The sequence below is a fragment of the Streptomyces sp. NPDC038213 genome, assembly GCF_055600495.1.
Genome location: NZ_JBVJYM010000025.1, coordinates 28,910 through 52,671, shown reverse-complemented (window position 1 = coordinate 52,671; position 23,762 = coordinate 28,910). Strand labels below are relative to the sequence as shown.

The window sequence follows — 23,762 nt, the reverse complement described above, 5'->3', positions numbered from 1 at the left end:
GCGGGGCGCCACGGGCGCGGGGCGTCAGCCGATTGTGAACGACAGCCGGTCGGGGGTGGTGCGCAGGGTCACTGCCCGGTCGGCCACGGGGATCGTACACCCCTCCGTAGAACTGCAGCTCGCGTACCCGATCAGCAGTTTCGCCTCGCCGGGAGCGGTCGCCCGGATCGGCAGCCGGGCGGTCACCGGGCCGTCCGGGTAGACGGGGACGGCTCCGGTCACGCCGGGCACCTCGACCGTGGTGAGGGGCTGGTCCACGGTGAGGGAGCCCTCGGCGGCCACCGCTCCCGCCGCCCTGACCTGGGTGGGGCGGCCCACCCCGTCCACGCCCTCGGCGGGCAGGCCCTTGCTGTAGAGGTGGAAGCCCGGTTCGTCGGGGGTGAAGGTGGCGACCACCGTGCCCGCGGACCCCTTCCAGTCGGAGACGCTGAGCCGGACCGTCACCCCGTTCTCGTTGAACTCGGTGACCGCGGCGGCGGGCTTCGGCTCCGTGGCCGCGGCGGGGGCGGCAACCGCGCCCGGGACCGGGTCGGGCGAACCCGCGCAGCCGGTCAGCGCGGTGACGGCGGCGAGGGCGGCGAGGGCGGTGACGGCGGTCTGTGCGGTGCGTCGTCTTCTCATGGCGTTCGTTTCGTCCTGATCTGTCAAAGGGGGGTGGGGCGGGGGTGCAGCTGTCTAGAGGGGGGCGGTCGTGCCGGCGAGGCGCAGTTGGAGGGCGTACACCAGGTCGGACCAGATGCCGGTGGCCAGGAGTACGCCGACCAGGACGAGCATCGCCCCGCCGGCCCGCATCACCGTGCGGTGGTGGCTCCTGACCCACTGGAAGGCGCCCAGCGCCCGCCGGAAGGCGAGGGCGGTGAGCAGGAAGGGGGCGCCGAGCCCGGTGCAGTAGCAGACCATCAGCAGGGCGCCGCGGCCGGCACTGGCCTCGTTCCAGGCCAGTGCCTGTACGGCGGCCAGGGTGGGTCCGATGCAGGGGGTCCAGCCCACGCCGAAGACCACGCCCAGCAGGGGTGCGCCGAGGAGTCCGAGGGCGGGCCGGTGCCGGCTGCGCAGCTCGCGCTGGGTGAAGCCGGGCAGCCAGCCGGCGAAGGCGAGCCCCATGGCGATGGTGAACAGGCCAAGGACGAGGGAGATGGTGTCCTGGTGGGCGATGAGGTTGCGTCCGGCGTAGCCGAACAGGGCGCCGCCCGAGACCAGGACGGCGCTGAAGCCGAGGACGAACAGCGCGGCCCCGGCGGCCATCCGGCCGCGCCGCCCGCCTTCCGCCGCGGCGAGGTCGGCGACGGACAGGCTGGTGACGTAGCTGAGGTAACCGGGTACGAGCGGCAGGACGCACGGGGAGAGGAAGGAGATCAGGCCGGCGGCCACGGCCACGGGGACGGCCAGCAGCAGGGTGCCGGACACGGCGCCCGGATCGAGGTCCGCGGCGATGACGGTCCACTCGGGGAGGGAGGGGAGGGAGGGGAGGGAGGGGACGGCGGCCCGGGAGGGCGGGGCGGTCACGGCTGCTGCTCCTGCGCGATGCGGGCGACGAGCGGTTCGAGCTGCGCGCGGGTGACCGGTCCGGAGACGGAGGCGGCGATCCGGCCCGTACGGTCGACGACCAGGGTGGACGGGACGGTCTGCGGGTTGAGCAGGGCGGGCGGGAAGGCGAGCAGCAGTGTGCCGGCGGGGTCGTGGATGCTCGGGAAGCGCAGGCCGTACGTCTTCTCGAAGCGCCGGGCGGGGCCGGTCGAGCGGTCGCGGACGTTGATGCCGAGGAGCCGTACGCCGTCCGGGGCCAGCGCGGCGCGCAGCTCCTCCAGTTCGGCGGCCTCGGCCCGGCAGGGGGCGCACCAGGAGCCCCATACGTTCAGGACGACGACCTCGCCGCGGTACGAGCGCAGGGCCCGGTCGCGGCCGGTGAGGTCCTGCCCTGCGGTGTCGGGGGCGGGTTGCCGTACGGCGGCGGGGATGACGGCGGCGGTCGCGGCGGTTCCGGCCCCGGCGGGGGCGTCGGGCGCGGGGGCACCTGCTGCGGGGGCGGTGGACGCGGGGGCGGTGGATCCGGCGCAGCCGGCGGCCGCCGCGGCGAGGAGGAGCAGGGCGGCGACGGCCGCCGGGACGCGGCGCGGGCGCGCACGGCGCCCTTCCTCCGGGCCCGCCATCAGGCCCACTGCCGCAGGAAGGCGCTCAGGCCGTCGGCGGTCAGGCTCGGGTTGCCGGTGGAGTGGGTCTCGGTGACGACGCGGCCGCTGCCGTCGAGGACGACGAGTACGGGCATCTTGTACGCGCCCTCGCCCGAGCAGTAGGTGCGCAGCAGGTCGAAGCCGGCGGAGCTGCCGCCCTGGCTGCCGATGTCCACCTTGACCACGTGGTACGAGGCGTCGAGCAGCTTGCCGACGGCGCTGGTGCCGAACACCTCGTCGGCGGCCTTGCAGTTGCCGCACCAGTTGGCGCCGAAGTCGACCAGGACCTTCTTGCCGTCGGCCTCGGCCGCGGCGACGGCCGCCTTGACGGCCTGGCGGGCGTCGGAGCCTGACGGGTAGCCGGGGACGAAGCCGGAGTCGCCGGAGGCGGGGGCGCCGCCGCCCTTCGTGGGCCCGGGGGCCGGGGCGGGCTTGGCGGCGGGCTTGGCGGGCGCCTTCGTCGCGGGCGCGGCGGGGCGCGCCGGCGCTGCGGGATCGGCGGTTCCGGCCGACGGGGTGGCGGAAACGGAAGCCGAAGCGGAGGGGGCGGAGCTGGCGGAGGCGGCCGCGGAGGCAGCGGCTCCGACGGCCCCGGCCGGATCGGCGGCGGATCCGGATCCGCCGCCTGCTCCCGATCCTGTTCCGGCCGCCTCCAGTGCGGCCGGGTCCTCGGGGGCCGAGGCCGCCGATACGCGCTGTGCGTCGTCGCCGCCGCCGAGGCCGGTGGTGGCGTAGGCGGTCGCGAGGGCGGCCGTGGCGACGGAAAGGGAGACGGCGGAGAGCCGGACGAGGCCCGGTATGCGGGAGGTGCGGGTGCGGCGCCGGTGTGCGGCCATGGCGAATCAACCCCTGGGTGTAGGCGGGATCCCCGCGGCCTGGTGGCGGCCGTGCGGAGGAGCGGGGCCGGAGGGGTCCCGGCGCCGTGTCCGCCGTGGAGTTCCGTTCCGACCGAGCGTGAGCCTAGGGGCTGACGGGCCGTCCGGAGCCGTCCTGACGGGTCCCCTCAGGGAGCCTTAAGGAACTGCACAGGTTCGCGCCCGCCGGGGCATCCGTGCAGGTGGCGGGCGCCCGGACCGACCGGGGCGTACCGGACGGCAACCACGCGCACCGGGCGCCCGGACGTGTGGGGCCGGCTCAGAGACCGCTCTCGCGGACGCTCGCCCGTGCGCTCGGGACCACGGTCGCGGTGATCTGCGAGCGGTGGCCGTCGCTGGTGAACACGACCACGAGGGTGTGCGGCGCGGTCTGCTCCGTACTCGTCCGGAAGCCGGGGTCGGGCACCGCCGATACGAGGCACACGCGGTCGCGGCCGTAGCGGACGGTGACCTTGCCGCCCTGCGAAGGCACCGTGTGCAGCCCGGGCCCGCCGGTGCACTGGGCGGAGGGCCGGGCCGTGGGCGCGGCCGCGGTACGGGTGGGGGCGGGCGCCGGGGTGCGGGGCGGGGGCGGGGCCGGTGCCGTGCGGCGGGACGGGGATGCGGAGGGCGATGCGGAGGGGGGCGGCGGGCTGGCCTCGGCGGAGGCGGGGGCGCCCAGCAGCAGGGAGGGCGAGGGGTACACGGCCTGGACCGAGCGCGCGGTGGGCGGGGTGGGCCTGGTCAGACCGATGACGAAGTGCACGGTCAGCATGACCGCGGTGACGCTGGCTGCGGTGCACGACAGCCATATGAGGAGGTAGCGCGTGAGGCGTGGCACGGCCCTAGTGTGGACGACCCCGTTCCGCCGCCGCAGGCGGGCCCGGGTGGGGGGTGGCGGAGGGTACGTCCGGGCGGCTGCACGGCCCCCTGTCCCGGGGCCGCCGCCGGGCGGGCGCGGCATGACCGCCGCCCTACGGCGTGCGCCGTACGGCGGCGATCACGGGACGAGCGCTGCCCGGTGGGGCACCGGTCTGTGGACCCGGGTCGCTGCTGCGGCTCCTGCCCGGCACCCCAGCGCCGTCGCCCCCGGCGAACCTGAGGGGATCCTTACGCCCTCCTGAGGGGATCCCTCGGAACGGCTTCCGGGCGTCCTGCGCCGCCTACGATCCCGTCACGTCGAGCGGCAGGCGCCGCACCGCATCCCGCAGCTGCGCTGCGCGCCGGGCACCGCGGTCCGATCCGCGGCAGGCGATCCGCCCGCACCCACCCCCGCTCCCTCCCACCCCGCTCCCCGACCCCCGGAGGTCCCCAGATGAGTCGTCGCCGTGCTGCCGCCCGCAGCCCCCGCGGGCACCGCGCCCGTCGGCCCCTGCACGTCAGAGCCGCCGTGGCGGGCCTGGGAGGTCTGGCTCTCGCGGCGGCCTGTGCGGCCGGGGCCGGGCTGATCGGCGGTACGTCCGGTACGGCGGGCGGCACGGTCGGTTCCGTGGCCCTCGACAGCGGTACGGGCAGTGCGGGCGGTACGGGCACCGCAGCGGGCGCATCCGCCGGCTCCCCGGGCAGCCCGACCGGGTCCACCACCACGGTGCCCGCGGCCCCCGCCACTACCGCCGCACCGGCCCCTTCCGCCACCACCCCGGCTCCGTCCCGTACCGGGTCGGCAGCCGAACCCGGCCCCGCCGGGAAGCCCACCGGGAAGCCCGCGGCCAAGCCGCCCGCCGCCAAGCCGAAGCCCGGCTCCGGCGGAGGGTCCACGGGCGGATCCACGGGCGGATCAACCGGCGGGTCCGGGTCCGGGGGCGGGTCGACGGGAGGCGGCGGCGACCAGGCGCCGCCGTCGGGGCAGGCCCAGGAGGTCGTACGGCTGGTGAACGCCGAGCGGGCGTCGGCCGGGTGCAGGGCGCTGGCCGTGGACTCCGCGCTGACCAGGGCAGCCCAGGGCTACAGCGACACCATGGCCGCCACCGGCAACTTCTCCCACACCGGCACCGACGGCTCGCAGCCGCAGGACCGTATCGAGGCGGCCGGGTACGACTGGTCCCGGTCGGGCGAGAACATAGCGAAGGGGCAGGCCGACGCGGCCGCCGTAGTCGACGCGTGGATGAAGAGCCCGGGCCACCGCGCCAACATCCTCAACTGCGGTTTCACCGAGATCGGCGTAGGCGTCAGCACGGACGGCGGCCCGTGGTGGACCCAGAACTTCGGCACCCCGGCCTGAGCCCCCGCGCCTGCCCTACGCCGACGCCCCGGCCGCCGCGCTGCGGATGAGGTCGAGCACGGCCTCGGGCTGCGAGAGCATCGGCACGTGCGAGGTGTCGACCTCGACGGCCGTCGCGCCCATGCGCTCGACCTCGAAGCGCTGGAGGTCGGGGACGACCGCGCGGTCCTGCCGGGTGACGCAGAACCAGCTCGGCTTGGTCCGCCAGGCGGGATCGGCGGTCGTGGCGCCGAGCAGGCCCTCCGCCGCCGAGCCCTGGGTGGCCCAGACGAGCTGCTGCTCGGCCTCGGGGAGGTCGCCGCAGAAGTCGGAGATGCCGTCGCGGGCGATCCACAGCCGCCCGTCCTCGGCATCCAGGTGCCCGAACAGCGGCGGCGGGTCGAACTTGCCGATCAGGTCCTGCGGGGTCTCCCCCGCGTCGGGGGCCAGGGCAGCGATGTAGACGAGCCCGGCGACGCGGTCGTCCGTACCGGCAGCCGTGATCACGAACCCGCCCCACGAGTGGCCGACGAGGACGGCCGGGGCCGTGACGCGGGCGAGGGCGCGGCGTACGGCGTCCACATCGCCGTCGAGGGTGTCCAGCGAGTTCTGCGCGGACACCACCTCGTGCCCCTCGGCCTGGAGGACGGGGATCAGCTTGCTGTAACAGGAGCCGTCGGCCCACAGGCCGTGGGCGAAGACGATGCTCGGCTTGCTCGTCGGGGACATCGGCACGATCCTCTCGGTACCCCCCTCACCCCCTCGGTTTTCCGACCTTCCGAGTCCACACCAGGAGCCGGGTCGGCGCAACGGCTGGGGACGGCGCTGCACGCCCCGGTACAGCAGCCGGTACGAGCGCCGGCCGGTACGCCCTCGCCTCAGGGGGGCGAACCCCCCGATGTGTCAGAGGCGGCGGGCATGCTTCGGATGTGGACTTGAGACCGGAGCTGTTGCCCCCTCCTGTGAGCCCGGAGCGGCTGGAGGAGCTGGGCCTGGAGATCGATCGGATCGCTGACCTCGTAGCCGAATGTCCTGAGGAGGCCGCCGAGGCGGTCCGGGTGTTCAACGAGGCGACGGGACACGACTACGGGGTCCTCGACTTCGCCGAGTACTGGGGTGCCCGCGGCGTGGAGGAGTTCGCGAGGGAGGCGGCCCGGCCAGCACGGCCCGTGGTCGCGGACATCACCCGGGACGAGCTCGTCGAGGTGGTTCGCAGGGTCATGGCAGCCGACCCGGAGATCGACCACTACCTGCTGCTCCTGGGGACCAACGTGCTGCACCCCGGGGTGGACAGCCTGATCTTCCACCCTCCGGAAGCCCTCGCTGAGGCTTCTGCAGAGCAGATCGTCGACGAGGCACTGAAGTACCGGCCGATCGCGCTCTGAGCGCGGGAGCCCGGACGGCAGCGGCCCTCCGCCCGGCGCGGGCATGGCCACGGAGCAGGCGGGGGCCCGTAGTACGGCGCCTGGGACGCCGCGGTCGGTGGCGCGCGTCCCGGCCCGGAGGCGTGAGGACCACGAACGCCCCCGCACCTGCGAGGTCGGGCCCTCCCGGCCCGCCGCGGGCCGGTTGTAGGGTGTCCGCCATGCCGTCCGTACTCGTGGTCGAAGACGACCCCAGCATCCGCGCCTCGCTGATCGAGATCCTCTCCGGGCACGGTCATACGGTGCGCAGTACGGGCGACGGTTTCGGTGCGCTGCGGGAGGTCACGCAGGGGGCGCTGGACGCGGTCGTGCTGGACCTCGGGCTGCCGGACCTGGACGGCGGGGACGCGCTGCGGATGATCCGCGGCATCTCGAACGTACCCGTGGTGGTGGCCACCGCGCGGGACGACGAGGCGGAGATCGTCAAGCTGCTCAACGCGGGCGCGGACGACTACCTCGTCAAGCCGTTCTCCGGGGCGCAGCTCGCGGCCCGGCTGACGGCGGTGCTGCGGCGCACCGCGGCCCCCGGGCCGGGCGGCAGCGCCCCCGGGCAGGCCGCGGCAGCGGAGGCGACGGCCCCGGTGACGGTGGGCGAGCTGACCGTGGACCCGCTGGCCCGCTCGGCCCATCTGGCGGGCCGCGAACTGTCCCTCACCCGCCGGGAGTTCGACCTCCTGGCCTTCCTGGCCCGGCACGCCGGCACGGTGGTCTCCCGGCGCCGCCTGCTCGCGGACGTCTGGCGGGAGGCGTACATCGAGGACCAGACCATCGACGTCCACGTCTCGGCCCTCCGCCGCAAACTCGGCGAACGCGCCTCCGCACCGCGCTACTTGCGCACGGTCCGCGGCGTGGGCATCAAACTCGTCGCACCGCACTGAAGCCGGACCGCGACCGCAGGGCATCGCCGGGGACGTGGAGGCCGCCCTGCACCACCTGACCGCCTGTGGACGGTCTGAAGGGCCGTCCGCTCCGCCGCCGAACTGGCGGAGTCGTCGCGGGGACGTGCCCGTGCCGCGGGGAACCGCCCCGGGCAATGGATCCGGGCACGTCCGTTCTGACAGCCTGTGCGGCGGGGCGGGCGAACGGGGGCCATACGTCCGTCCCGTCCGATGGCTCGCGGCCGGCACGCCGTCACACCGTGCTGCCGCAGAGGGAGGCCGGCACGTGGAAACCAGCAACCCGCTCACCCGCACCCGCACCACCCGCCTGTTCGCGCGCCTGGCGGCAGTCGTCCTGATGCTCCTGGCGGCCATGGCCGCCACGGCCGCGCCCACCCAGGCGGCAGCACCCGGACCGTCGGGCGCCACCGCCGTGTACGTCTGCTCGAACTCGCCCATACCGCCCGGGTGGGTGATCTTGAGCTCCGCCCACAACGGCAGCTGCGTCACCGGCATCCGCAACTACATCACCGATGCGACCTACGAGTCCGCGCTCTACGTGTGCACCGACTCCCCGATCCCCTCCGGCTGGGTGATCACCAGCTCGGCCAACAACAGCAGCTGCGTCACGGGCGCCCGCAACTACATCGTCAAGCTGTCCGGCGAGAGCACGCTGTACGTGTGCTCCAACTCGGCCATCCCCTCCGGCTGGGTCATCACCAGCTCCGCGCACAACAGCAGCTGCATCACCGGCATCAGGAACCACATCCTGAAGGTCACCGGCGAGACCGCGCTGTATGTGTGCTCCAACTCGCCCATTCCGTCCGGCTGGGGCATCTCCAGCTCGGCGAACAACAGCAGCTGCGTCACCGGAACCCGCTACTACATCGTCAAGTTCTGATCCCGGCCCGCGGCGGCAGCCGTGCGGGCGGATCCTGCTCCGGGTGCTCCCGGACCCCTCAGGCCCCCGCCCGCACAGGCGGCCCCCGCCGCGGCGCCGTACCGTGGCGGGGTGGGCACCGCACTCGCCGCGCTCCGGTCGCGGACCGTCCGGCAGCTCCGCGAGCAGGGACCCGCGGCCTGCCGCATCCTGGTCGTCGCGGCCGTCGCCTGGCAGGTGACCGTATGGGCGGGGGCCCGGCACCCGCCCGTCTACGCCGTGTTCGCCCCGCTGATGGCCCTGCGCGGCGACCCGTTCTCCTCGATGGCCGCGGTGGCCGCCCGGATCGCCGGGGTGCTGGCGGGCGTGGCCGTGGGGCTGTCGCTCGTCGACCTGCTCACCCCCTCGCTGCCGGCCCTGGTGGTCGTCCTGGGCCTGGCGCTGCTGGTGGGCCTCTTCGTGGGCCCCGGTACGGCGCTCAACCCGCAGGTCGCCCTGTCCTCCCTGCTGGTGCTCTCCAACCCGGCGCCGGACGCCTACGGCTTCGCCCGGCTGTGGGAGACCGCGCTGGGCGGGCTGGTCACCATCGTGCTGGCCCCGCTCCTGTGGCCGCCGCACCCCTACCGCGAACTGCGGGACCTGGCCCGGGACGCCACCGACCGGCTGGGCGTGCTCCTCGCGCAGGGGGCCGCCGCGGTGGGCGACCCGGCGGCGGCCCGCGCGCACCGGGCCTTCACCGTGCAGGAGACGCGGCTCGTGGACGCGTACGCGGAGCGGGCCCGGGCCGCCCGCCAGGCCATGCGCTTCAACCCGCTGCGCCGCGGGGACCGCCGCCGCGTGGCGGACCTGGCCGCCCGGCTGGAGACGGCGGCGCGCGCCGCGCCGTACGCGGACCTCCTCGCGGTGGAGGCGGACGCGCTGAGCGGGCGCGGGGACGCGGGACCGGCCCTGCGCCGGGCGGCGGCGGAGCTCCCCGCCGTCGCCGCGGCCACCCACCGGGCCCTCGGGACCCTCCTGGCGGGCGGGGACCCGGCCGGTGACGCCGCAGCCGCGCGGCGGCTGCTCGACGCGTACCGCGCGGACGATCCGCAGGCGGTGGCGGTGGCGCTGCGCAGGCCGTTCTACAAGATCCTCGACCTGTGCGAGGAGGGCGCGGGGCAGGGCGGGACGCCCTCGCCGTACGGCTGAGGCCGGGCGGGCAGGCGGGCGGGCAGACAGCCAGGCGGGCGGGCAGGCAGGCAGGCAGGCAGGACGGTCAGACGCCCAGGCGGGTGTGGGAGGCGCGCCGGGCCGCGCTGAGGAGGGCGTGGATGCGGGGGGCCGCCTGGTCCGGGTGCGTGAGGGGCTTGGGGAAGGGGAGCCGGGCGGTGTGGTGGGTCGCGGGGCGCTCCAGGCGCAGGGTGATCCCGTAGCGGTCGACGGCGAGCGGGAGGGCGCGGACCAGCCCGTCCTTGAGCCGGGGGGAGACCAGCCGCAGGAGGAGCGTGACCAGGTCGGGGTGGTCGGCGGCCAGGTGCTGGAGCATGGCCGCCTCGGAGCCGGCCAGCGGATCAGGCCCGGCCCCGGCGAGTTCGTCCAGGGTGACGCGGGTGCGGACCCCGCCGTCCTCGAGGACGGCCTCCTCCAGCTCCAGGCAGGTGCTGCCGGCGCCGTGGGGGTCGTACGGGGCCGCCACCCGGCCGGTGAGGGTCACCCGGGCGCGGACCCGGTCGCGGACGGGGGTGGGGGCGACGTCGGTGAACTCCACGCGGACGGGGACGGGGGCCGCGGCTGCGGCCCCCTCCGCTTCCGCAGCCGCTTCCGCCTCCGGGGCGGGGCAGGGGCCCGCGGCGTGGTCCGGGTCGTGGAGGTGGAGCCGGCCCATGGCCGGGGAGGCGTCGAGGCGGTGGACCTCGTGGTACCGGCCGTCGGCCACGACGGTCGTGGAGTGGGCCGTGGCGACGATGGTGTGGATCCGCTCGGCGGCGGTCGGCCGCGTGGCGGGGGCGGGGCGCAGGCGCATGGGTGCTCCGGGGTCGGCGGGCTGACTACCCTCCGTCGAGTAGATCAACTTAGGCATGCCTAACCTTACCTGCGGTGAGCCGGGAAGGGAACGCCACCCCCTCGCGCGTCCCCGGCACTCCACCGGACCCCGACCGTCCCCTTGAGCCGCAGCTCAGCGGAGGGCCCGGGTACGCGCCGTGGACGACGCACCCGGGCTCCCCGGCACCCACCGGCCTGCTCAGGCCCCGGCGGCCTCCCGCTGCTCGCGGGCCTGGCCGGGGACGGGAATCCGGTCGGCAGCGGGGGCCGGGCCGGCGTCGACGGTTCCCGTGGCGGTGGCGGTGGCGGTGGCGGTCCAGGAGTCCTCCGCCAGCTGCCGGGCCAGGCCCCGGGCGGCGAGCCCCTCCAGGTGTTTGACCACGGTGCGGCGGGTGAAGCCGACGGCCTCGCAGAGGTCTTCGGCCCGGCTCGCCGGCCCCGCGGCCGCCCGCAGGGCGTTCCAGGTGCGCTGCGCGGGCTGGCCGAGGCCCCCCTCCGCCTTGCTCGCGAACGCCGACGCCACCTGCCCGGGCACCGGCGCGGCCGCGGTCCCCGGCACGGCCGGGCCGGGGAGTTCCGCGCGGACGGCCGTGCCCTCCGCCTCCGCCCGGACCGGGGCCGCCGGTGCGGCGACCTCAGCCACCGCCGCCACCGCCTCCACTGCCTCCACCGGCTGCTCCGACCGCACCGGACCCACCGGCGTACCGGCGGACCGGTGCAGACCCGCCCGGCCCACCGGCCGCGGCGTCCGGTTCACCCGGCGGTGCTTGCGGCCCTTCTTGCGCTTGCCCACGTCGTCTCCTCCAGCGATGCGTACGAGGCTCCTGATCTCAACGAACCTGCCGGGCCGCGGAACCGCGACGGGACGGGACGGCGCACAGAATCACTGACACGGCCGAGCCGCACCCTCAATCCGACGGCCCGCCCGCACCCCTGTCCGGTCCCCCGCCCGCGGCCCCGCCCGGTTGTCCGGCCCCGGTTCCGGGCTCCGGCCCGGTCCGCGCCAGGGCCACGATCAGCGTGTCGTCGCCCAGCGGGGTCGCGCCCGCGTGCCGCAGCACGTCGGCGCCGAGCCGTCCGGCCGCCTCGGCAGGGTCGCCGACCGGTACGGGCGCCCGGCCCAGGACGACGGGGGCCCGCTCCGACAGGGGGTAGGCGCGGCCGTGGCGGTCCCGTGCGTCGGCCACCCCGTCGGTGACGAGCAGCAGCAGGTCTCCCTGACGGAACGGCAGCAGCCACGGGGTGGCCGGGGGTTCGTCCGGCGCGAGGGCGCCCAGGCCCAGCGGCAGCCCCGGATCCGGCGGCGGGAGCTCCCGTACGGCACCCTCCGCGGTCACCAGGAACGGCGGTTCGTGGCCCCGGTGGACCAGCTCCACCGCCCCGGCGCCGAACTCCAGGAACAGCGCGGTGACGAACGGCGCGGAGTGCACGTCCCGGTAGAGCGTGCGCTCCGCCCGCGCCACGACCCCCGCGAGCGCGGCCTCGTCGTGGCAGGCCTCCCGGAAGGATCCCAGCACCGCCGCCGCCGTGCGCACCGCCTCCAGCCCCTTGCCCGCCACGTCCCCGATGAGGACCCGCACGCCGTAGGGGGTGTCCTGCACCTCGTAGAGGTCGCCGCCCAGCTCGGCGTGCGCGGCGAGCGGGTAGTAGCGCACGGCGAGGCCGATGCCCGCGACGCTGTCGGGGGGACGCATCAGGATGGCGCGCTGCGCCGCGATGGCCACCGCGGACACGGCGGCCAGCCGCCGCTCCCTGCGCAGCCGCAGCGCGGCCACGAACGCACCGGCCAGCGTCGCCGCCACCAGCCCGAGGGTGTTGTACAGGAACGGCAGGTCGAGGTACGTCTCGCCCGGCGGGTGGTCCCGGGAGGCCAGGAAGTACCGCAGCGGCACCGCGCACGCACCCGCGGCGAAGACCACGGCGGGCCGGGCCACGGTGGCCGCGAGCGCCGGGGCGAGCACCAGGAACGGGTAGAAGTACACACCGCGCCCCGTGACCAGGTCCACGGCGGCGACCACGGCCATCACCAGCACGGGCAGCACGGCCTCGCGCACGAGCCGCTGCGCGGGCGTCGGATCGGCGGGGCGTACGGCGGCGGCGCGGCTCATGGTCCGGACAGCTTGCCACGCCGCCGCCCGCCGCCCCGGCGACACGCGTACGGCCGCCACCGGCCCCGACCTGCCCGGACCCGGCCGGGGGACCTGCCGGGAACCTGTCCGCGGGCCTGTCCGGCAGCCGCTCCCGCCCCCGTCGCCGCCAGGGGCCCGTGGGACACTCGACCATGCCGATATCGCACCCCCGGCCGCCCGGCCCCGCCCCGCAGCAGCACCTGCGGGCCCCTGCATCCGCGCCCGCACCGCTCCCCCGCACGGCGGGTACGGCGTGACGGACGGGGCGGTACCGCAGGACCACCTCGCCGGGTACGCGGGCATCCTGCGCGAGGCGGGCGCCACCGGGCGCCGGCTCACCCGGGACGAGCTGGCGGCCCGCCGGGCCGAGGGCGAGCGGGCGGCGGAGGCGGGCCTGGGACTGCGCGGCCTGATACGGGGTCACCTGACCGCGGCCCGCGAGGTCGGGCCGGGCGTGCCGTCCGGGGAGCTGCTGGCGGTCGTGGAGCAGGCGGTGGACGCCTTCATCGAGGGGTACGAGCTGGCGCAGCGGCAGGCCGTGCGCCAGGAGGAGGCCGTCCGCCGGGAGTTCGTCGACGACCTGCTGTACGGGCGCGGCGGGCTCGGCCGGCTGGCGGAGCGGGCCGCCCGCTTCGGGCTGCGGCTCACCCAGGCGCACACGGTGGCGGTGGCCGCCGGGAGCGAACCCTACGGCGACGGCCACCCCGTGGCCCGGCGCGTGGAATCGGCGGTCCTGGGCCGCTTCGGCAACCGGCACATCCTGCTCACCACCAAGGACGACCGGCTCGTCTGCGTGGCCCCGGGCGACCAGCCCGACGTCCTCGCCCACTTCACGGAGCAGGCGCTCGCTGCCACCGGGGCGGGCGGGCTGGCCGCGGTCGGGCGCACGCACCCCGGCCCCGGCGGAGTCGTCCACTCGTACGAGGAGGCGCTGGGCGCCCTCGACCTGGCCAGCCGGATGGGCCTGCCCGGACCGGTGCTGCACGCCTCCGACCTGCTGGTCTACCCGGTCCTGACCCGCGACCGGCAGGCCATGGCGGACCTGGTGGAGAGCGTCCTGGGGCCGCTGCGCACGGCGCGCGGCGGGGCGCGTCCGCTGCTGGACACCCTGACCGCGTACTTCGACAGCGGGTGCGTGGCCACGGAGGCGAGCCGCCGGCTGTCGCTGAGCGTGCGGGCCCTGACGTACCGGATGGAGCGCATCCGGAAGCTGAGCGGCGCCGACCCGGCCGATCCGCAGAGCCGGTACACCCTCCAGACCGCGGTGATCGGCGCGCGGCTGCTGGGCTGGCCCGAGTCGCAGGACTGAGCCCCGGGCCGCCGCACCCGGCCGCGGGTCCCCCCGGCCGCGCCCCGCCGCCGCGTCCGGTTCGACCGGGCATCAAAACGGCGTAAAGATTGCCGACCGCTGGCAATGTGCCGGGTACGCCCCTGCTGAGAACATGCCCCTGTCCGGGGAGAACACCGGCGGGACGGGGGAGGTGCTCATGGGGTTGTTTCTGGGTCTCGGCATCGGAGGGACCGCCCTGCTGGCGCTCTCGCTGGTGTTCGACGGCGTCCTCGAAGGCCTCTTGGAAGGCCCGTTGGGCGGACTGGGCGGGCTGCTCGACGGCTGGCTCTCGCTGCCCGTGGCGGCCGGCTTCGTCTCGATGCTCGGCTTCACCGGCGCCCTCGTCCTCGGGACCACGGGGCTCGGGGCGGGCGCGGCGGCCGCCGCGGGGGTCCTGGCCGGAGCGGGCACGGGCTGGCTGGCGTACCGGACGAGCCGGGCGCTGGCCCGCGACGGCAGCGGGCGCGCCCCGCGCCCCGACGAACTCGTCGGCACCACCGGGTCCGTGGTCACCGCGATCCCGGCGGGCGGCGGCTACGGCGAGGTCCTGCTGCGGCTGGGCGGACAGCCGGTCAAGTACGCGGCGGTCGCCGAGGGCCCGCTGGAACGCGGCGCCGAGGTCTGGGTGACGGCCACCCCCTCGGCCAGCTCGGTCACGGTCCGCGCCGTGGAGCGCTGACGCAGCCCTCCGGCCGCCGCGCGACCGCCGTCCCGCGCCCGGGAGTTCCGCGTACCGCCGCCTTCTGCGGCCCTACGCCTCCCCCGCCACGCGCACCTCCACCACTTCACCACCGTGTTCACCACCACCGACGTGCCCCTGAGGGGCAGGGGGGATCCATCATGAGTCCAGTCGTCACCGCGGTCGTGGGGACGGTCGTCCTGTTCGTCCTGCTCGCCCTGGTCGTCGTCACCCGCTACAAGGTCGCCGGCCCCAGCGAGGCGTTCATCATCACCGGCCGGCGCGGCAAGAAGTCCACCGACCCGGCGACCGGTCAGGTCTTCACCGACAACAGCGGCCAGAAGGTCGTGGTCGGCGGCGGGGTCTTCGTGGTCCCGTTCGTCCAGCAGCGCTACTCGCTCAGCCTGTCCAGCCGCCACATTCCCATCGCCGTGCGCGGCGCGGTCACCCTGCGCGGTATCAAGGCCAACCTCGAAGGGGTCGCGATCGTCAAGGTCGGCGGCAACGAGGACGCCATCCGCGCCGCCGCCCAGCGCTTCCTCCAGCAGCAGGACGGCATCGTCGGCTTCACCCAGGAGGTGCTGTCCGGCGCGCTGCGGGCCATCGTCGGCCGGATGTCGGTCGAGGACATCATCCGCGACCGGGCCGCGTTCGCCGGGCAGGTCGCCGAGGAGGCGGAGGCCAGCCTGTCCGGGCAGGGCCTGGTCCTGGACGCCTTCCAGATCCAGGACATCACCACCGAGGGCTCCTACCTCGAGGACCTCGGCCGCCCCGAGGCCGCCCGCGCCAAGCAGGAGGCCGACATCGCGGAGGCCAACGCCCGGCAGGCCGCCGAGCAGGCCCGGCTGAAGGCCGAGGAGGAGATCGCGGTCGCGCAGCGCACCCTCTACCTGCGCCAGGCCGAGATCAAGGCCGAGACGGACGCGGCCGCGGCCCAGGCGAACGCCGCCGGACCGCTGGCCGAGGCCGACCGCCGCCAGCAGATCCTCACCGAGCAGGAGAAGGTCGCCGAGCGGCAGGCCGCTCTGACGGACCGTCAACTCGACACCGAGGTCCGCAAGCCCGCCGACGCCCGCCGCTACCAGGCCGAGCAGGAGGCGGAGGCCAAGCGGGTCGCCCGCGTCAAGCAGGCCGAGGCGGAGCGGCTGGCCGCGATCGCCGCCGCCGAGGCGGAGGCCGAGCGGGCCCGGCTGACCGGTGAGGGCGAGAAGCAGCGCCGGTCCGCGCTCGCGGAGGCCGAGGCCGTCGAGGGCGCCAAGCGCGGCGAGGCCGAGCGGGCCCGCCGGGCCGCCATCGCGGAGGCCGTGCGGCTGGAGGGCGAGGCCGAGGCCGCGGCCATCGCGGCCAGGGGCGCGGCGGAGGCCGAGGCCATGCAGAAGAAGGCGGACGCCTTCGAGAGCTACGGCGACGCGGCGATGGTGCAGATGCTGGTGGAGGTGCTCCCGCAGGTGGTCGCGAAGGCCGCCGAACCGCTGGGCGCCATCGACAAGATGACGGTCATCTCCACCGACGGGGCGAGCAGGCTGTCCCGTACGGTCGCGGACAACGTGGCCCAGGGCGTGGAGCTGCTCGGCTCCACCACCGGCGTGGACTTCGTACGGCTCCTCAAAGGGCTCACGGCGCCGGCCGGCGCCGCGGCACCGGCCGCTGGTACGGACCGCGAGCCGGCTCCCGCGCCCGTTCCCGCTGCCGTGAACGGAAAGATCACCGTCACGGACTGAGCGGCCGCGCGGCGCACTGCACGCGCCCGTGCCCCCGGGGAGGACCCGGGGGCACGGGGGCGTCGGCGTCAGACCGCCGGGCAGCAGGCGGCGAGGAGTTCCGCGAACGGTCCCGGACGGCTGAAGTAGCCGACGTGCGAGGCGTCCAGGGTGTGCACCTCGAAGGGGTTGTCGGGGGTCAGCAGGTCCGCCTTGCGGATCATGTAGTCCTGTACGGCGGGCGGCATGCTGCGGTCCGCGGCCAGCCGGACGAAGGTGTGCGGGACGCGCCCCCAGGCGTCGGCCCGCACCAGGGCGCCGGGCTCCAGCACCCCGTAGTTCTCGTCCGGGTCCAAGGAGTCGAGCAGCAGCCGGAACTGATGGTCCGTCGCATCCGCCATGACGGCCTCCTTCAGTTCCGCGAACAGCTGCGGATCGGTGTGCGCCCGCCGCCAGTTGAGCCGTACGACGCCCCCCTCGCGGTCCGCGCCGCCCGGGCCCGGCACGGTGATCCGCGCGGCCAGGGCGTCGAGGAGGTTGTCGTCCTCGACCTCCCAGGCCGCGGTGAGCATCGCGGGGTCGCTGAGGCAGACGGCCGACAGGTAGACCACGCGGTGCAGCAGTTCGGGGGCGGCGTTGGCGGCGGCGCTGATGGTGAGTCCGCCCAGGCTGTTGCCGACCAGGACCACGGGCCCCTCGGCGGCCAGCCGCCGGACGGCGGCCAGGACGCGGCGGACGTTGTCCTGGAGGGTGACCCCGTGCATCGGCGAGGGGGCGGCGGCCAGTGCGGCGGGGTCCTGCGGCTGCCGGTAGTAGGCGGCGGGGCCGGCGGCGAGGTCGCCGTGGCCGGGCAGGTCGACGGCGTACGAGCGGTGCCCGGACAGGGCCAGCTCGTTCTGCAGGGGCCCCCAGGCCCGTGCGTTGCTGGAACCGCCGTGCACGAACACGAACACGGGGCGCGCGGTGGCGTAAGGGGTGTGGCGCAGGTCTGGGCGCAGGTCTGTGCGCATGGGGGAGATCCTCGTCATCCTGGGGCGAAGCCGAACGGGTGGACGCGGGACCCGGTGCCGGAGGGGTCCGGCGGGGCCGGCCCGGAGGCCGGCACCGGGTCAGCGCGCCGAACGGGTCCGGACGGACTGCCAGTTGTGGATGACGGAAGACATGCCGGGATCGTAGCCCGCCCCGCTGCGGACCGCCCCCGGTTTTCCCGTCAGCCCTCCCTGAGCTCCTTGACGGCGCCCGCGGTGATGGCGGGGGCCAGGACGGCCCGGGCCAGGCCCCAGATCCCGGACCAGCCGCTCTCACCGGTGCGCCCGATCGCGCTGGCCGACACCAAGGGGACGAATACCACGAAGAACAGGGTCAGCGCGGGTTGTCGCCGTCGCTGTCGTAGTGGTTGGTCGCGGCGCCGGTCCGGGTCCAGGCGGTGCCGTTGCCGGTCTCGGTCTTCCTGGAGCGGAAGCGCAGTTCGGCGTCGAGCTGCCAGGTCTGCCGCTTGTCGTTCGCGGTCTGCTGCCGGGCCGGCCGGCGCTGCGGTCGCGGTCCCCGCAGTGTTGATCCGGCTCCGGAAAGCCGGTCCTGACGGCGCGGCGGACAATTCCGCCGGTCCCCCTTCGACCCCCGAAATGATCAGAGACCAGTCCGCCGGGGTCGGATTTCAGCCGTCCATAGGTGCTGACACCCATGCGCCCGGGCCGGGTCAGCGGAGGAGGGCGAAGGCCTCGTCGGCGTCGGCGGCGGCCTCGGGGTGGACGGACACGGCGGTCCTGCCGTCCGCGATCTTCTGCCAGTTGGCGCGGGCGAGGACCCGCTGGACCGCCAGCACCTGCGCGGCCCGGAGCCGGGCGGCGAGGTCCGGGCCGAGGGCCTGCGCGAGCGCCTCCTCGTCGTCCATGCGGTACTGCGCGAGCCGTCCGGCCAGGCTCGGCGTACCGAACACCAGGCGGTGGAAGGCCACCACTTCGGGGTGGTCGTTGAGTCCGGTCACGGGGTCGTACCGGTCGAGGCCCGCCCGGAAGTGCCGGTGGAGCGCGGCCAGCGGGGCGGTGCCGGGGTCCCGGTCCCGTACGACGCGCGCCGCCTCGCCCTGGTGGTCCGCGAAGCGGTGCAGCACCAGGTCCTCCTTGGTGGGGAAGTAGCGGAAGAGGGTCGGCTTGGAGACCTCCGCGGCCGCGGCGACGTCGTTGACCGAGACGCTGTCGAAGCCGTGCGCGAGGAACAGCGAGACGGCCGCGGCGCCGATCGCGTCGCGCGTCCGCTCCTTCTTGCGGGCCCGCAGCCCCGTCGGCTCGCTCATCCGGCCACCCTAACATTTGCAACCTGGTTGCCTTTTTAACCGAGTAACGTTTTTATGGCGGCCATGACCGATACGAACCAGACCGGCACCGCACCCCCACCCGCACCCACACCCGTACTCGTGACCGGGGCGACCGGACGGATCGGGCGCCTCGTCGTGGCGGACCTCCTCGCGGCCGGCGTGCCCGTCCGCGCCCTCACCCGGCGGCCCGCGGCGGCGGCCGGGCTCCCACCGGGCGCCGAGGTCTTCACCGGCGACCTCCGCACACCCGAGTCCCTCGAACCGGCCCTGCGCGGCGCCGGCGCGGTGTTCCTCCTCTGGACGGCCCCGCCGCAGACCGCCGGGGCGGTGGTCGAACGGCTGGCGGCGCACGCCCGGCGGGTCGTGCTCCTCTCCTCCCCGCACCGCACCCCGCACCCCCTCTTCCAGCAGCCCAACCCCGTGGCCGCCCTGCACGCCGGCATCGAGGACCTCCTCGCCGCCTCCGGCCTCGACACGACGGTGCTCCGGCCCGGGATGTTCGCGTCGAACGCCCTGGCCTGGTGGGCGCCCGCGATCCGGGCGGGCGGGACCGTCCGCTGGCCCTACGCCGCCTCCGCCGCGGCGCCGGTCGACGACCGCGATATCGCGGCCGTGGCCGCCCGGGTGCTCACGCGGGACGGCCGCGCCGGCGGCGACTACGTCCTCACGGGCCCCGAATCCCTGACCCACGCGGACCAGGTCGAGGCCGTCGGGGCCGCGCTGGGCCGCCGGATCGCCTTCGAGGAGATGACCCCCGAGGAGTTCCGGGCCCTGTCCGCGGGCCGGGCTCCCGAGCCGGTGGTCGACATGCTGCTCGGCGCGTGGCGCGCGGCGGTCGGGCAGCCCGCGTACGTCACCAGCTCGGTGGCCGACCTCCTCGGGACCCCCGCGCGCACCTTCCGCCAGTGGGCCGCGGACCACGCACCCGACTTCACGGCCGGCCCGCAGCCCCACGCGCAGCCGTGAGGCCGGTCACCGGCGGCGGCCGCGCCGGCGGCGGCTCGACCGCTCCGGGGGCCGGTGGACGGGCGAAAGGCAGCCGAACGGAAGCGAAGGCAACCGTTCCCCTCCCGTCCCCGCACTCCTCGGGGCACCCTTGTCGGGACAGGAAGGCGGACCGGGCATGGATGCCGCAGAGATCGCAGTACTCACCGGGGCGGTGACGGCGGGCACCGAGTTCGCCTGCAACCGCCTGTGGGAAGTCCTCCGCCGCCCGCGCGCCGGAGACGACGCCGCGGATCCCGATGCCATCCCGGGGGTCCGCGAACTGGAGGGCCTGGTGCGCGATCCGCAGAACGGAGCCCTGGCCGCCCGGCTCGGGACCGTCATCGCCGCGCGTGCGGCCCTGCACCCCGATCTCGCCGACGAGGTACGGGAACTGCTCGCCGTACTGCGGGCGCCCGGCGGCAACTCCCCCGTGTTCCGCGGGACGAACCACGGGGTCGTCGCCCAGGGGGACGTGCACGGCGGGATCACGTTCACGGCCGGCCGGTCCGACTGACCGTCCGGGAAGCCCCGTCCGAGCCGCCCGACCAGAAGGCAGGAACGTGTCATCTCAGCAGGGGGAGCCGCCCGCACCGGAGCGCGGTGCGCCGACGGCCGGTTCGACGGCGTACGACGGGACGAACCACGGAGTCGTCGTCCAGGGCCGCGTGGAGGGCGGGGTGAGCTCCCAGAGGACGTTGAAGAACTCCCCCGCCCATGTCGTGGCGGTCGCCCTGGCCGTACTCGCCGCACTGGCCGTCGGCGGCACGGCGACGTACTACCTCCTGCGGAAGCCGGACGCCCCCGGCGCCGGGCAGCACTCCTCCTCCGGGAGTCCCTTCTCCCCGGGGCAGGAGGACCTCCTGGACGACCTCCGGGACCGGGACTTCCCGGTGGCGCACTGCGCACCCAACCCCGGTGTCGAGAAGCCCGACGAGGACGAGGACAAGAAGCTGATCCCCGGCGCGACCGCCGGCCTGCTGTGCAGGGTTCCGGGCACGGCCGTCCGCATCGAGGCAGCCCGGTACCGCAACAGGCCGGACCGGGACATCGCACTGGCCAACTGGAACCGGCCGCCGGTCAAGCACGCGGACGGCACCGAGACCCCGGACGACTACTTCACCGGCAGCGTCCCGCGCCTCCAGCAATGGTCCGACTGCCCGGTCACCCGGACCGGCTCGGGTGACTGGTCCGCGGACGGTGCGGGGGGCAGCGTGCTGTGCCTCATCCGGAACAACACCGGATCCCACCGGGGACCGGCCGTCAACTGGACCCACGACGAGGGGCCGGGATCCGACCCGACCGTCCTGTTCCGCATGATCAGCCTCCGCCCCGAGGGAGTGGCCCCCAATTCCGGGGGAGGCCCCCGGTCCGCCGACCCGGAGGAGAAGAAGCGCGAACTGGCACAGCTGTGGGAGAGGCTGAAGGCTCCGCTCGCACCCCGGCAGTGACCCGCACCCCGGCAGGGGCCCGCGGACCGGCAGCGGCCGCAGCGCCGCCGCCCTCTCAGGGCTCCGCCGCGAACCGTCCGCCCGGGTTCCGCTACCCGCCGCGGACCAGGCGGGCCGTGTCGCGGAGCCAGTGGGCGCTGTGTTTGGGGGTGCGGGTCTGGGTGGGGTAGTCGACGCGGACCAGGCCGAAGCGGGCCGCGTAGCCCTCCGCCCACTCGAAGTTGTCCAGCAGGGACCAGGCGAGGTAGCCGCGGACGTCGGCGCCGGCCTCGCGGGCGCGGGCGACCGCGGCCAGGTGGGCGGAGAGGTAGGCCGTGCGCTCGCGGTCGTCCACGTATCCGGCCGGGTCCGGGTGGTCCTCGTACGCGGCGCCGTTCTCGGTGACGACCACGGGGGTGCCCGGGTAGTCGCGGGCGATGCGCAGGAGGAGCGCGGTGAGGTCGTGCGGCATGACCTCCCAGCCGAGGGCGGTGACGGGCAGTCCGCCGTGCGGGAGGGCCCGGGTGCCGCCGGGGCCTGCGGCGGCGGACTTCATCGAGCGGTAGTAGTTGACGCCCAGGGTGTCGATCGGGGCCGCGATGGTCGCGAGGTCGCCCTCGCGCAGGGGGATCTCGACGTTGCGGGCGGCCAGGTCGGCGAGCAGGTCCTGCGGGTAGCTGCCGCGCAGGACCGGGTCGAGGTAGAAGCGGAATCCGAAGGCGTCGGCGCGTCGGGCCGCTTCGCGGTCGGCGGGGGTGTCGGTGGCGGGGGTGCTGGTGCCCAGCAGGTGGCTGACGGACAGGTCGAGCGGCTGGCGGGCGTCGGCGCGCAGCCGGCGGACGGCGAGCCCGTGGGCGAGGTGCAGGTGGTGGACGGCGGCCACGCCGTCGGCGAGGGAGCGTCCGCCGGGTGCGTGGACCCCTTCGACATGGCCGAGGACGGCCGTGCAGAAGGGCTCGTTGAGGGTGGTCCAGTGGCTGGTGCGGTCGCCGAGGCGGTCGTGGACGAGGGCCGCGTAGTCGGCGAAGCGGTACGCCGTGTCGCGGGCGGGCCAGCCCCCGGCGTCCTGGAGCTCCTGGGGCAGGTCCCAGTGGTAGAGGGTCGGCGCGGGGGTGATCCCGCGGGCGAGGAGGGCGTCCACGAGCCGGTCGTAGAAGGCGAGTCCGGCCGGGTTGGCGGGGCCGCGCCCGCCGGGCTGGACCCGCGGCCAGGCGATCGAGAAGCGGTAGGTGTCGAGGCCGAGGTCCGCGAGGAGGGCCACGTCCCCGGGCATCCGGTGGTAGTGGTCGCAGGCGGTGTCCCCGGTGTCGCCGCCGCGGACCGCACCGGGGACGCGGCTGAAGGTGTCCCAGATCGAGGCGGTCCGGCCGTCCTCGGCGGCGGCCCCCTCGATCTGGTAGGCGGAGGTGGCCGCGCCGATCCGGAAGCCGGGCGGGAGGCGGGCGATCAGGGCGTCGTCGGCGGGGAAGCGGTACGGGGCGACTGCCATGGGCCGGGCTCCTGGGGGTGGGTACGGGGGCGGGCGGGGGTACGGCCTCCCCGTACCGGGGTGCGGGGAGGCCGTAGCGCCCGTGGACGGTCAGGGCAGGCGGTGCTCGGCGTTCAGGACGGCGCCGCGCTCGGGGCGGTTCTCGTCGTAGCCGCGGGTGTTGCACTGGAGTCCGCCGACCACGCAGTGGCTGACGAGCGCCGCGAGGGTGCGGTCCTCCCAGGCGTTGAAGAAGTCGTAGTGGAAGGAGTGGCCGCGGCCTGAGGAGAGCCTGACCTGCGACATGTCCCCGTCGGCAGGGAAGGCCATCTTGAACTCGACCATCGGCACGGCCACCGGGTGGGAGGGCGGGCAGACGTCGTCGTTGGTGCCGGGTTTGACCACCGGGTAGGCCATGTGGGCCTTGTGGTCGGGGGTGTCCAGGTGCAGGCCGTTCCAGCAGCTGGGGGCCTGCATGCGGATGTTGAGCTGGGTGCCGGCCGGGCAGTGGGCGGGGAAGTCCGGGTTCCGGTAGCTGTCGCCGCACTCCCAGCCCTCGACCCAGCCGTCGTGGTTGCGGAACTCCTCGGCGGTCTGGGTGGGGCTGCCGACCACGAAGCGCAGGCCCTTGGGGAAGGGGCGGACGCTGCGGTAGTCGGTGACGCCCGACTTGTAGTAGATGACCTGCGGGCCGGTCGGGAGGATCTTGCGGTCGCCCTTGTAGAGCGAGGGCATCCAGTAGGCGGAGGCGTCCGCCGGGGCGTTGCAGGTGGTGGGGCCGCCCAGCAGGGAGGCGGTGGTGGAGTGGGCGTTGGTGCCGGTGTTGCCCATGAAGGTGTGGTCGTGGGAGGCGCCGGGGCGGCCGGGGTAGACGATCGGGTCGTCCGGCGCGGTGTGGGTGACGGCGCAGTTGGCCTGGAACTCGTGGAAGTAGGCGGGCGGCGGGACGGCGTGGGACGGGGTCACCCCGGTGACCGGGGGGTTCGCCGGGATGTAGCCGTCGCCGTCGGGGTCGTCGCCGGAGGGGCCGGCGGGGCCGGCCGCGGTGTGGCCGGCGTGCCCGGTGGCGGCGGGCGCGGAGAGCGCGTGCCCGGCGGCGGTGTCCGGGGCCTGCCCGTCGGCCGCGGAGGCGATGGTCCCGGCGGTGAGCGCCGAGGCGCCGAGGGCGAGGGCGATCAGTAAGGCGGGCAGGGTGCGGCTGCTGCTGCTGCGGGTTCTCACGGGTTCCTCCTCATGGGTTCCTCCTCAGGGGTCCGGTCCGGTCCGGTCCGGTCCCGTCCCGTCCCGTCCGGTCCG

Annotated in this window: 25 protein-coding genes; 11 read left to right on the top strand and 14 right to left on the bottom strand. The window is 75.6% G+C overall.

What is annotated here, in order from left to right; genetic code table 11:
* Positions 1–24: 24 nt before the first annotated feature.
* The 5 genes from ACZ7JZ_RS27165 to ACZ7JZ_RS27145 all read right to left on the bottom strand — a co-directional run bounded on the left by ACZ7JZ_RS27165 (position 25) and on the right by ACZ7JZ_RS27145 (position 3,866).
* Positions 25–621, bottom strand: coding sequence for a hypothetical protein (locus ACZ7JZ_RS27165; protein ID WP_470943636.1), 597 nt, complete (start codon positions 619–621; stop codon positions 25–27).
* A 54-nt stretch (positions 622–675) separates the two neighbouring features.
* A complete protein-coding gene (locus tag ACZ7JZ_RS27160) occupies positions 676–1,434 on the bottom strand; it encodes a cytochrome c biogenesis CcdA family protein (RefSeq protein ID WP_470943735.1) in 759 nt (252 codons plus the stop codon).
* 68 nt (positions 1,435–1,502) lie between these two features.
* On the bottom strand, positions 1,503–2,150 hold the full coding sequence (locus ACZ7JZ_RS27155) for a TlpA family protein disulfide reductase (protein WP_470943635.1): 648 nt from the start codon (positions 2,148–2,150) through the stop codon (positions 1,503–1,505).
* Complete coding sequence (locus ACZ7JZ_RS27150; RefSeq protein WP_470943633.1) at positions 2,150–3,007, bottom strand: thioredoxin family protein; 858 nt, start codon at positions 3,005–3,007, stop codon at positions 2,150–2,152. Before ACZ7JZ_RS27150 ends, ACZ7JZ_RS27155 begins: the two co-directional genes overlap by 1 nt.
* 298 nt (positions 3,008–3,305) lie before the next feature.
* Positions 3,306–3,866 carry a hypothetical protein gene (locus ACZ7JZ_RS27145; protein ID WP_470943632.1) on the bottom strand — a complete coding sequence of 187 codons (561 nt, stop codon included), beginning with the start codon at positions 3,864–3,866 and terminating at the stop codon, positions 3,306–3,308.
* Between the two features lie 474 nt (positions 3,867–4,340).
* On the opposite strand from ACZ7JZ_RS27145, the gene ACZ7JZ_RS27140 reads away from it, so the two are divergent.
* The gene (locus ACZ7JZ_RS27140) at positions 4,341–5,246 is read left to right on the top strand and encodes a CAP domain-containing protein (protein WP_470943631.1); all 906 of its coding nucleotides are present in this window, start codon (positions 4,341–4,343) and stop codon (positions 5,244–5,246) included.
* 15 nt (positions 5,247–5,261) lie between these two features.
* Here the strand turns inward: ACZ7JZ_RS27140 and ACZ7JZ_RS27135 are convergent, their stop codons facing one another.
* On the bottom strand, positions 5,262–5,954 hold the full coding sequence (locus tag ACZ7JZ_RS27135; protein ID WP_470943630.1) for an alpha/beta fold hydrolase: 693 nt from the start codon (positions 5,952–5,954) through the stop codon (positions 5,262–5,264).
* Between the two features lie 200 nt (positions 5,955–6,154).
* Between ACZ7JZ_RS27135 and ACZ7JZ_RS27130 the strand changes: the two genes are divergently transcribed.
* The 4 genes from ACZ7JZ_RS27130 to ACZ7JZ_RS27115 all read left to right on the top strand — a co-directional run bounded on the left by ACZ7JZ_RS27130 (position 6,155) and on the right by ACZ7JZ_RS27115 (position 9,595).
* The gene (locus tag ACZ7JZ_RS27130; protein WP_470943628.1) at positions 6,155–6,610 is read left to right on the top strand and encodes a hypothetical protein; all 456 of its coding nucleotides are present in this window, start codon (positions 6,155–6,157) and stop codon (positions 6,608–6,610) included.
* Positions 6,611–6,810: 200 nt separating this feature from the next.
* Positions 6,811–7,527, top strand: a complete 717-nt coding sequence (locus ACZ7JZ_RS27125) for a response regulator transcription factor (protein WP_470943626.1) — start codon at positions 6,811–6,813, stop codon at positions 7,525–7,527.
* A gap of 286 nt (positions 7,528–7,813) precedes the next feature.
* Positions 7,814–8,428 (top strand): hypothetical protein, encoded by a 615-nt coding sequence (locus tag ACZ7JZ_RS27120; RefSeq protein WP_470943625.1) that lies wholly within the window; start codon positions 7,814–7,816, stop codon positions 8,426–8,428.
* A 111-nt stretch (positions 8,429–8,539) separates the two neighbouring features.
* Positions 8,540–9,595, top strand: coding sequence for an FUSC family protein (locus ACZ7JZ_RS27115; RefSeq protein WP_470943624.1), 1,056 nt, complete (start codon positions 8,540–8,542; stop codon positions 9,593–9,595).
* Between the two features lie 67 nt (positions 9,596–9,662).
* Here ACZ7JZ_RS27115 and ACZ7JZ_RS27110 read toward each other — a convergent pair whose 3' ends face one another.
* The 3 genes from ACZ7JZ_RS27110 to ACZ7JZ_RS27100 all read right to left on the bottom strand — a co-directional run bounded on the left by ACZ7JZ_RS27110 (position 9,663) and on the right by ACZ7JZ_RS27100 (position 12,537).
* Positions 9,663–10,409, bottom strand: a complete 747-nt coding sequence (locus ACZ7JZ_RS27110; RefSeq protein WP_470943623.1) for a DUF2470 domain-containing protein — start codon at positions 10,407–10,409, stop codon at positions 9,663–9,665.
* Between the two features lie 219 nt (positions 10,410–10,628).
* The gene (locus ACZ7JZ_RS27105) at positions 10,629–11,222 is read right to left on the bottom strand and encodes a hypothetical protein (protein WP_470943621.1); all 594 of its coding nucleotides are present in this window, start codon (positions 11,220–11,222) and stop codon (positions 10,629–10,631) included.
* A gap of 115 nt (positions 11,223–11,337) precedes the next feature.
* Positions 11,338–12,537, bottom strand: a complete 1,200-nt coding sequence (locus tag ACZ7JZ_RS27100; RefSeq protein WP_470943619.1) for a PP2C family protein-serine/threonine phosphatase — start codon at positions 12,535–12,537, stop codon at positions 11,338–11,340.
* Positions 12,538–12,811: 274 nt separating this feature from the next.
* Between ACZ7JZ_RS27100 and ACZ7JZ_RS27095 the strand changes: the two genes are divergently transcribed.
* The 3 genes from ACZ7JZ_RS27095 to ACZ7JZ_RS27085 all read left to right on the top strand — a co-directional run bounded on the left by ACZ7JZ_RS27095 (position 12,812) and on the right by ACZ7JZ_RS27085 (position 16,288).
* Complete coding sequence (locus ACZ7JZ_RS27095; RefSeq protein WP_470943618.1) at positions 12,812–13,867, top strand: PucR family transcriptional regulator; 1,056 nt, start codon at positions 12,812–12,814, stop codon at positions 13,865–13,867.
* Positions 13,868–14,045: 178 nt separating this feature from the next.
* Complete coding sequence (locus tag ACZ7JZ_RS27090; RefSeq protein WP_470943616.1) at positions 14,046–14,567, top strand: hypothetical protein; 522 nt, start codon at positions 14,046–14,048, stop codon at positions 14,565–14,567.
* A 161-nt stretch (positions 14,568–14,728) separates the two neighbouring features.
* Positions 14,729–16,288 (top strand): flotillin family protein, encoded by a 1,560-nt coding sequence (locus tag ACZ7JZ_RS27085; protein ID WP_470943614.1) that lies wholly within the window; start codon positions 14,729–14,731, stop codon positions 16,286–16,288.
* A gap of 68 nt (positions 16,289–16,356) precedes the next feature.
* On the opposite strand, the gene ACZ7JZ_RS27080 is transcribed toward ACZ7JZ_RS27085, so the two are convergent.
* From ACZ7JZ_RS27080 to ACZ7JZ_RS27070, 3 genes are all read right to left on the bottom strand, one after another.
* Positions 16,357–17,277, bottom strand: coding sequence for an alpha/beta hydrolase (locus ACZ7JZ_RS27080; protein WP_470943612.1), 921 nt, complete (start codon positions 17,275–17,277; stop codon positions 16,357–16,359).
* Between the two features lie 200 nt (positions 17,278–17,477).
* Positions 17,478–17,618, bottom strand: coding sequence for a hypothetical protein (locus ACZ7JZ_RS27075; protein ID WP_470943610.1), 141 nt, complete (start codon positions 17,616–17,618; stop codon positions 17,478–17,480).
* Between the two features lie 348 nt (positions 17,619–17,966).
* Positions 17,967–18,563, bottom strand: coding sequence for a TetR/AcrR family transcriptional regulator (locus tag ACZ7JZ_RS27070; RefSeq protein WP_470943608.1), 597 nt, complete (start codon positions 18,561–18,563; stop codon positions 17,967–17,969).
* A 63-nt stretch (positions 18,564–18,626) separates the two neighbouring features.
* Between ACZ7JZ_RS27070 and ACZ7JZ_RS27065 the strand changes: the two genes are divergently transcribed.
* The 3 genes from ACZ7JZ_RS27065 to ACZ7JZ_RS27055 all read left to right on the top strand — a co-directional run bounded on the left by ACZ7JZ_RS27065 (position 18,627) and on the right by ACZ7JZ_RS27055 (position 21,019).
* Positions 18,627–19,550, top strand: a complete 924-nt coding sequence (locus ACZ7JZ_RS27065) for an NAD(P)H-binding protein (RefSeq protein ID WP_470943607.1) — start codon at positions 18,627–18,629, stop codon at positions 19,548–19,550.
* 157 nt (positions 19,551–19,707) lie between these two features.
* Complete coding sequence (locus ACZ7JZ_RS27060) at positions 19,708–20,085, top strand: hypothetical protein (RefSeq protein ID WP_470943605.1); 378 nt, start codon at positions 19,708–19,710, stop codon at positions 20,083–20,085.
* Positions 20,086–20,131: 46 nt separating this feature from the next.
* Positions 20,132–21,019, top strand: a complete 888-nt coding sequence (locus ACZ7JZ_RS27055) for a hypothetical protein (RefSeq protein ID WP_470943603.1) — start codon at positions 20,132–20,134, stop codon at positions 21,017–21,019.
* Between the two features lie 91 nt (positions 21,020–21,110).
* Here the strand turns inward: ACZ7JZ_RS27055 and ACZ7JZ_RS27050 are convergent, their stop codons facing one another.
* Together ACZ7JZ_RS27050 and ACZ7JZ_RS27045 are read right to left on the bottom strand one after the other, a co-directional pair.
* On the bottom strand, positions 21,111–22,487 hold the full coding sequence (locus ACZ7JZ_RS27050) for a GH1 family beta-glucosidase (RefSeq protein ID WP_470943601.1): 1,377 nt from the start codon (positions 22,485–22,487) through the stop codon (positions 21,111–21,113).
* A 90-nt stretch (positions 22,488–22,577) separates the two neighbouring features.
* A complete protein-coding gene (locus ACZ7JZ_RS27045; protein ID WP_470943599.1) occupies positions 22,578–23,687 on the bottom strand; it encodes a DUF1996 domain-containing protein in 1,110 nt (369 codons plus the stop codon).
* Positions 23,688–23,762: the final 75 nt, after the last annotated feature.